The organism is Sulfolobus sp. B1 (assembly GCF_007050195.1).
Lineage (GTDB): Archaea > Thermoproteota > Thermoprotei_A > Sulfolobales > Sulfolobaceae > Saccharolobus.
In genome coordinates this window covers 1-8,256 of record NZ_QIMI01000076.1, presented here as the reverse complement: position 1 = coordinate 8,256, position 8,256 = coordinate 1, and the positions used below count along the sequence as shown (strand labels likewise).

At 32.8% G+C, this 8,256-nt stretch carries 8 protein-coding genes; 6 read left to right on the top strand and 2 right to left on the bottom strand.

The annotated features are described in order from the left end of the window. The 3 genes from DMP16_RS06315 to DMP16_RS06305 form a co-directional block, all read left to right on the top strand. On the top strand, positions 1 to 825 hold an 825-nt coding region (locus DMP16_RS06315), incomplete at its 5' end, for a type II/IV secretion system ATPase subunit (RefSeq protein WP_185957830.1). Then, positions 809 to 2,788, top strand: coding sequence for a type II secretion system F family protein (locus DMP16_RS06310; protein ID WP_231961107.1), 1,980 nt, complete (start codon positions 809 to 811; stop codon positions 2,786 to 2,788). The genes DMP16_RS06315 and DMP16_RS06310, both read left to right, overlap by 17 nt. Before the next feature lie 53 nt (positions 2,789 to 2,841). Next, entirely contained in the window at positions 2,842 to 4,386 is a 1,545-nt protein-coding gene (locus DMP16_RS06305; protein ID WP_069283535.1) for a hypothetical protein, read from the top strand. Here the strand turns inward: DMP16_RS06305 and csa3 are convergent. Further along, entirely contained in the window at positions 4,383 to 4,997 is a 615-nt protein-coding gene (csa3, locus tag DMP16_RS06300) for a CRISPR-associated CARF protein Csa3 (protein ID WP_083216377.1), read from the bottom strand. The two genes, DMP16_RS06305 and csa3, sit on opposite strands and share 4 nt — an antisense overlap. A 93-nt stretch (positions 4,998 to 5,090) precedes the next feature. Here csa3 and DMP16_RS06295 point away from each other — a divergent pair, with 93 nt between their 5' ends. Continuing rightward, a complete protein-coding gene (locus DMP16_RS06295; RefSeq protein WP_069283534.1) occupies positions 5,091 to 6,176 on the top strand; it encodes a M28 family peptidase in 1,086 nt (361 codons plus the stop codon). Here DMP16_RS06295 and DMP16_RS06290 read toward each other — a convergent pair. Continuing rightward, positions 6,162 to 6,938 (bottom strand): hypothetical protein, encoded by a 777-nt coding sequence (locus tag DMP16_RS06290; protein ID WP_069283532.1) that lies wholly within the window; start codon positions 6,936 to 6,938, stop codon positions 6,162 to 6,164. The genes DMP16_RS06295 and DMP16_RS06290 overlap by 15 nt on opposite strands. Before the next feature lie 481 nt (positions 6,939 to 7,419). Here DMP16_RS06290 and DMP16_RS06285 point away from each other — a divergent pair, with 481 nt between their 5' ends. Further along, a complete protein-coding gene (locus DMP16_RS06285; RefSeq protein WP_069283530.1) occupies positions 7,420 to 7,812 on the top strand; it encodes a hypothetical protein in 393 nt (130 codons plus the stop codon). A 26-nt stretch (positions 7,813 to 7,838) separates the two neighbouring features. Further along, entirely contained in the window at positions 7,839 to 8,099 is a 261-nt protein-coding gene (locus tag DMP16_RS06280; RefSeq protein ID WP_069283529.1) for an RNA repair domain-containing protein, read from the top strand. Positions 8,100 to 8,256 lie beyond the last annotated feature (157 nt).

Sequence of the window (8,256 nt, the reverse complement as noted above, 5' to 3'; positions counted from 1 at the left end):
TTAACTATAGTTGATCTAATATACAAGTATAATACGTTAAGTGAATTAATGGCAGTTTATTTATGGATAATAGCTGAGGCTAAGTTGTTTATGTTTTTGGTAGGTCCAACTGGAAGTGGAAAGACTACCACATTAAATTCATTGCTAATGCTCCTCAACCCTCTATCAAAATACTTAACAATTGAAGATACACCAGAGCTGAAACTTCCGCATAAGTATTGGATTCAGTTCTACACTAGACCATCTTCTTATGGTAGTGGGAGGGAGATTACGTATTATGATCTAGTTAAACTTTCACTGAGGTATAGACCAGACTATATAATCGTAGGAGAGGTTAGAGGTAAAGAAATAGAATGGTTAGTGCAAGCTGTGGCTAGTGGTCATGGGGGACTCACGACCTTTCACGGCTCAAATCATGTTGATGTAATAACTAGGATAAGTGGGTTATTAGGTCCAGATCTTTCACAACAGTTTAGACAATTAATCTCAGTCGTCGCTTCAATAAAGAGAATAGAAGAGCATGGAAACAAAAAAGCTAATAGGAAAATAGTATCGATAGTTGAGAACGTTGGTAATGATTTTAAGGAGATCTTTAAGTACGATTATAGTAAGGACTTTTTCATACCAAATAGTCCAGAGGAGTTAAATAGTGTTCAATTAGATAAGGCGAGAGAATTGTTAGGTTGGACTAAGGAAAGATTATATGAAGAAATTGATAGGAGGATCTTACTTTTGAGGAGATTAGGTGAAAAGGGTATATCAGACTATGATGAGTTAGCTAAGGCTTTAGTAAGGTATTACGTAAACGGTGATAGTATTGGATAGAGGGGGAAAATTAAAATTTGCTAATATAGTATCATACGATTTAATTTTAGTGATACTTTCTGGAGTATTAGACTTAATCTTAACTCTTTTTAAGGGTCATTTCCTATACGTTTTCTCCAGTTTATTTAGATATATTGTGATAAGCTCTTCAGTAGCTCTTGGCGATGCTTTGGGATTTCTTTTGGTATTGCAGGCCTCGTTACTAGGGCTTTTCATAGGAGGAATTGTACTCTTAGCTATTACGTTTACTGTTAATTACACTAGGGTTAGAGGTGAGTATGAAGCTGGAGTTCCGATTTCAACTATACTTCAATCTAGAATAATAACTAGTAGTAGATTAAGTAATCTAGCGTATTGGATAAGGCGTAGAATTGAGAGATATGTTAACGCTAGTGCAGATTTAAAGAGCCCACTGCAAATAGGAATTAGCTTTACAGCTTACTTTCTAATATCATTACTAATTGTTATCCCGTTATCAATTGCCTTGGCATTAGCCTTACTCTCTCCTATTCCTTTCGTACTTCTCCTAGTCCCTATAATTTTTCTACTTTATCCAGACCAGGCTTACAAAAGCAGAGCAAGAGAGATGAGAGATAATCTACAAGATGAACTACCATTTTTTGTTGTTCTAATCACAATAATTTCAGCTGGGGGGAGTAACATTTATGAAGCCATGAAGAAAGTCGTAGAGTTTCCATTGTTTAAAGCCATAAGGAAGGAAGCATTACTAATCTTAAGGGATATAGATTTCTTTGGGAAATCTCCTTTAGACGCTTTAGAGCACAGAGCTAGAATAACGCTAAACAGGGACTATTCGTGGTTTTTAGCTGGATATACTTCAATAATCAGAAGTGGAGGTGAGATTGAGGCTTATCTTTTTCAAAAAGCTAGAGAGTTTTTAAATTGGTTACAATTTAGGTGGAGAGTTTATTCAGAAAGGACAGCCTTTCTTGGTGAATTAATAGTGATATTATTCCTAATTTTTCCGATGTTTCTTATAGCCTTAGCCTTTTTCACGAACGGTGCTGTAATAGTGTTTCTACTCGTAATACCCATACTGTTTGGCACAATTCTTTACGCTATAACGACTGCTAACAGACCTAGGTATATGGACGATATAAGGTTAAGTATTATTCAAGTTCTCATAGCGTTCTTAGCATCATTCGTAATAGGTGGTATTGTAGAAGTATTTATAGGAAAGATTTTCTACACAATTGGATTAAGTTTATTTACTTTTAGCTTATTATTTACAATATTCTCATATAAACAAGTTAAGGAGATAAGTGATGTAGAAGCCTCACTTCCCCAATTTTTGCGTGATGTTACTGAGTTTAGGAAGATAGGTTATGATATGGTTAGGGCTATAAGAACTTTAGCAGAAGAGAAGAGATATAGGGCTGAGTTTAATAGGGTTTTAAATGAACTTGTAAGGCAAAACAACATGGGAATACCTTTAACTAGAGCTAAAATTACAACACGTAGTTGGCTAGGAAAGTTTGCCTTATCTACAGTTCAAATACTAATAGAGAGTGGAGCCGTTAGACCTGATCTTTTAGAGTACTTAACTGAGTTTACCCAGAACTTTATCGAATCTAAGAGGGAGGCATTTTCAAGAATGAGAGCGTATCAAGTTTTAGGAGTTTTAACACCCATACTTCTAATCGCTACAATATTAATTTCAGTAGTGATTATGGGTTCTTTTACCTTATTTGATGTTCCCGGTACTTTCGGTATACAATTTCCTAACATAATTAGTCAAGTAATATTATCTCCAATTAACTTACTAGAGATGTTCTCTTTCATATTCATGTCTTCATTTACGATAGGATTATTGGTTACTAAGGCGTTATACGGAACTGTGAAGTACATGATATTACCAACTATAACTTTAGCAATAGCCTTACTTTCCGTCCACTTCTTTAACGTGTTAGAGCCTATAATACTAAAACTATTTTCTATATAGTTGAAAGAAAAATAATAATATTTATACTCTCTTAATGTATATTTTTATCATAGATGCAGGATACTCTTGGATTAATTGCTTTAGCAATAGTTGTTATCATTTTATTTTCAGTTGTCACTGGAGTTATCATCTTTAACGCCCAAAATGAAAGAGAATATTTAAGCTCTCAAAATGTAGAAAATAACCAAATACTTTCCAAAGCTAAAGTCGGTTATTACTGGGTGGTTGAGGAATTAAAGAATAACACAATATCGTTTATACCTCATGTTTATCTACTTGACATGGAAGGAGTTTACACTATTACAAACGTATTTGAGTATTCCTTCAATGGATTATATCGTATGTTTCCCGTGAAGAGTTTAGTGATATTCACTAACGGATCTATAACTAAGCAAGGAGTAGTTTTAAGTCCCGGTCAAGCAATAGTTATAAGACCTAACATTACCACAGGTCAAATAATATTTGTCACTGAGAGTGGCTCTACCTTTAGTTTAGTCCTATTCCCCCCATCCACTAAGACGTTACAAGCTGGAGAAACGAGCCAAAATTACACTGTTTTTCAAATAGGTAACGATAGTATATTGACTATAAAAAGCAGTTCTTCAAATCTGTTAGGTCCTAAAAATGTCACTAGTGTAGAGTTAATATACAATAAAACGCCTCCATTATTTAATAGTACAATTCCGCCTACTGGTACTCCTCCGACCAGAATTGTGGTAAATTATTATACCGTTAATGTTAAGTATTTCGAAAATGTTACTGTAATTAAGGCAGTCGATATAAGGGATAATAAGGTTTATTTGATTTATGCTGGTCAGGCTAGTTGGAATGGTACCGTTTATGCTAACTATTATCAGAATGGACTGCTAGAATCTCAACCAGTTGGGAGCTTTCATATTTATTACAATACAACTTACAATTACTATTCTTATGGTCCAGTTAATTATCCTGACGGATATGTGATTAATATCAATGTCAGTGAGAGCGGTTATGTTCCATTAAGTATGACAGTTTACACTTATAATGTAACTAATCAGAGCGGGTATTATATAGTAGGAAATTATAGTGAATTATGGGTTAAGCCAACGATTAATAACGTGGAAAAAATACATTCAATTGGTAATAGCTATCTATATTATTACTATTATGTATATAGTATTAACTATAATTATAGCAGTGACAATTTCATGAGAGTAGGAGGATCAAAAATATTTCTAGGATGGCTAGATATGAACGTATCAGTGCTCTTAAAGGGAAGTTCAATTAACCAGTTAAACTTATCTTCGTTTAATATTGAGTATAACGCATCTGAAGGGGAATTCACTAATTTGCCTATCATACTTAACATAACATACAATGTTTCCTCATATTCTCCGCCATTTCTTTTAAACTTCTCATTTACTAATCAGTCCTTACCAGTGATGTTCAATGCCACTGAGAACTTTTTGAATAACTCATTTTATATATACGGACTACCCATAGTGGTTCCGACTAATGATAGTGTTTTGAACGTAAATTATGGTGGATATCCTTACATAGTAGTGTTCTTTATAATAGAATTAAACGGTAAGGTAATAGGAGAAAACTTTCCCTCCTAGTATACTTGTGATATTATTTCTCCTTTCTTGGTTAATTTTATCTCCTTTCCTTTTTCTAAATAACCCTTTTCAGCTAAATTATTAATCTTCTTTGATACCGTAGACAGTGGTATATTCGTTACCTTTGCTATATCTCTGACTTTCTTATGACCACCTTTTATTGCATTTATGATTTCCACTTCCTTTTCGTCTAGCTCATCATTTACTATTTCCTTTAACTCGAACGTAACGACACCAGTTAGGTTTTCTGCCTCAATCTCAACCTTGGCGTCATATCCTAACATTAAAAACGTAGCCAATATTTCGAAATTTAATATTCTCATGCCACTTGACAAGTTTAGTAAGAAATCTCTCTTTTTTATAGATAATATTTTCTTAGATATTTTTACAATTGTAGATATTAGGTCAAGCTGATTAACCTCTAAGATTTCTAAGGGTATAGAAGCTTCATCTAGTAGCTTCTTAAAATTATTTATTGCTTCCCTAGTCTTAGGATTCTCCTCTCCCTCAGGTTTAATTAATATAACCTTATCTATGTTATTTTTACCATTCCTAAGAAAGCATCTTACGAGAAATTTTTCCTCAAATCCGATTGCAGATATCAATATCATTGAAATACAACTAAGTAACAAAATTATAAATGTTTCTTGAAATCATGAACATGTTCAAAAATGTTTATTAATATATTTTGATAGCTTAATTTTGTGCTAGAGTTAACGTCCAAAATATATAGGTTAGGTGAAATAATCCACGGCTCAGAAAAGGAGAAAAAAGCACTAAAAATGATAAAGGATAGCCTAGAGTTTGATGAGGGAATAAGCATTAGACAATTACCAGTAAACACGAAGGAATGGGCTATAAAGTTTCAGAAACTCTTGATTAATAATAAAGAAGTTGAAGACTTTACGTTATTTCCCTATTCTCGTGGAAGTGTTAAGGGGAGAGTGGGTAGTAATATTTTGCAATTTTCTTTTCCAAATCATCCTTTTAAGGTAAAGGATCTGTACAAGGTGGCAATAGAGCAAGGAGCAGAAGCACTAATATTTTATGAGAACTCTTTAAAGAGAAGGATCACTTTAGGAGATGTAAATATCCCCATCTTGATGATACCCCAAAAGCTAGAAAAGGGAACTGTGATAGAAATAGAGGCTGAATCTGAATTAAAAGATACTATATCTTACAATCTTGAAGTAGAATTGAGAGAAGGAAAAGACGATTATATTTTAATTGGTGCTCATATAGATCATTGGCTAACCGGCTATCATGATAATTTGTTTTCCGTTGATACTTTACTTTCTCTTATTTATAGTAAAGAAATAATGGTAAGAAATCATGGTATGAAAGTAGTCTTCTTCTCTTCAGAGGAAGGTCCTAGGTGCTGTGCTGGTTCATTTCAGTATCCTAAGGATGGTGTAAGTATTGCAATAGTTTTAGACGCGTTATTTCCTAATAGAGTTGTCTTCTCTGCAATACCTAGCTTATGGGATTTCTCTAAATATTTTAAGCTAAAAAGGATAGAAATGCCAACACCTTTCTCAGACCACTTTAGCTTTATTCAACATGGTATTCCGGCTGTAGTACTTTACAATGATGATCTAATCCCATATTATCACTCTGATAGGGATGTGGAATTTAATGAAGATGAACAATATAAGTTAAGCATTATTGGTAGTTTAAGGAAAATGTTAGAAGAGGTAGATAAACATAGTGTTGATGAGCTGAGGCTAAATAAGTTTGGTACGAATAAGATTTTACCAGATTATGTTAATCTAACCTCAATGTTTGGTTAGTGTGGAAGTTAAGATATAATTATAATATATTATCATTGATGTTATAATAAGTGCATCATACGGAATAGGATTGATAAGTGTTAGTAATATCGTTAAAGCTAGTGCAGAGTAAATATATCGTAATAATCGCTTAGATGATAATATTCCTAAAGCTGAAAATCCTAATGATAATACAACAGCAGAGTAGAACCAATCTGTATAATTGAAAGCAGTTGGTGGAAATGCCGCTACTCCTATTAATGGAAAGATCTCTCTAAACGTTAATCCTCTTAAGTAGTGAATGAGATAAAACGCTAACATTTCAGCCATCATTGGGTAGAAGAACCAATAACTGTTTACGGAGTTATAGAATGCATCATAAGGGGTAGAAAAGCGTACACTCCCGAATTCTGCTAATCCGAACGTAGTCCCCATTAATATTTCATTTATTACTACTAATATTGAGAAAAATACTACATGTATCCTTTGACCATTAAATCTTATTTTAGCAATTTCTTCAGCTATTATAAAAAAATACGCCAAAGCGGAAATCATTATTGCCATGTTAACTCCGAAAGCTATAGCCAAAGAAGTTGATGATGGCGAGAAAAGATATATCGATGCACCTATAAACATTGTAAGCATCATTGCAAGAGAGAAATATATGAAGAAAACTCCAATGTACGTCTTTATTTTCTCCATATAATATAGTATTATAACTATGATTGCTACCATTAAAGATGCAACTAAAAATAGTGAAATTAATATTAGTAGGTTTATCATGTATAATGAAATATTACATTAAGCGTTAAAAGTCTTATTCAGGGCTTCTAAATTTCACAAAGTGATGAAAGCCTCGCCACTCATGGTGGGGAGGAAGTCGGAAACACAAATATTCACTGGTAGTTATGATACGTATTATTTTAAAGTAATTTTCTAGGGACGGATGTTAACCATATCGGAATTTTTGTATAGTAGTAAGTAAAATTTATATCATTTATGTTAATGTGTTATTTCACTATTATACTTTTCGCATATACAACAGTTGTTATTACGTTAAGATTTCGTATTATTGTAAGCGATCAGAATCTTATGGTTGTTTAAAAATAATTCTATACTCAAGTCTAAAAAGTATTCTTGAAGAAAACCAATTGCTTCAATAAAACTATTTATAAAAAATTAGAGAAATAGTAATAAAAAGATAACCTTTTACCGTTGATGAACTTACGAAAAATTTTAAATATGAATATTATACAATACTAATATGAATCCTTTTAAAAAGGAAAAAATTTATCCTAAACAAGTAGACGTAAACAAATTAGTAAATGAATTCTCAACATATCTTCAAAGCAACGGCTGGAAAGTACAACAAAAAGTAGAAGGAAATAAGGCAATTTTACAAGCACAAAAGGGAGGTATACTACGCGATATTATAGCTGCAGATAGAGCTCTAACTTTCACCTTTGAGAATACACCTCAAGGATTGAAAGTAACGGCAGGAATAGGGAAGTGGATACAGAACTTAGCTGTTACAGCTATTGAGGTACTATTACTTTCTGAATTATTTCTAGTTGTAGATGTTCCGGAAATGCTGTGGAATGTTCATGTAGAGTCAGAACTTATGAAGAAGATAGATCAATTAGTAGCATCAGCTTAAAAATAACTTTTTCCAACTCTAATTCAATGAATATAAGAGATGCCATAAATAGAGTTATTTGGAAAGAAAAAGAAAGGATAAGCGAATACGTATTAATAATCAAAGATAGGATAAGCTCTACAGGTATAAGTGAGATACCTTTTGAAAACATTGACAAAATAGATAGAAACTACATATATTTAAATGATGATACAATAATCCCAATGCATAGAGTCTTAATGATAAAGAGAAAAACCGATTGTAAAGTGGTTTGGAAAAGAGGAGACGACAAGTTTTCTGAAAGTTAAACTGTATGTGGACAACAATTTCATCCACCCCCCATATTCTAACTTATGCCAATAGATTTCGAGTAAATTGTGTTGAAGAATATTTTTAGCCATCTCGTTATCGTGTTCCCTGTTGAGTTTCATGTGAAGTGTGAGTCCATGCTTGCTAGCCTATGTT

What these genes read in the sequence shown, in the direction of transcription:
- DMP16_RS06305 (WP_069283535.1), top strand. Translation starts at nt 2,842, where the DNA reads ATGCAGGATACTCTTGGATTAATTGCTTTAGCAATAGTTGTTATCATT.
- csa3 (WP_083216377.1), bottom strand. Translation starts at nt 4,997, where the DNA reads ATGATATTGATATCTGCAATCGGATTTGAGGAAAAATTTCTCGTAAGA.
- DMP16_RS06290 (WP_069283532.1), bottom strand. Translation starts at nt 6,938, where the DNA reads ATGATAAACCTACTAATATTAATTTCACTATTTTTAGTTGCATCTTTA.
- DMP16_RS06285 (WP_069283530.1), top strand. Translation starts at nt 7,420, where the DNA reads ATGAATCCTTTTAAAAAGGAAAAAATTTATCCTAAACAAGTAGACGTA.
- DMP16_RS06280 (WP_069283529.1), top strand. Translation starts at nt 7,839, where the DNA reads ATGAATATAAGAGATGCCATAAATAGAGTTATTTGGAAAGAAAAAGAA.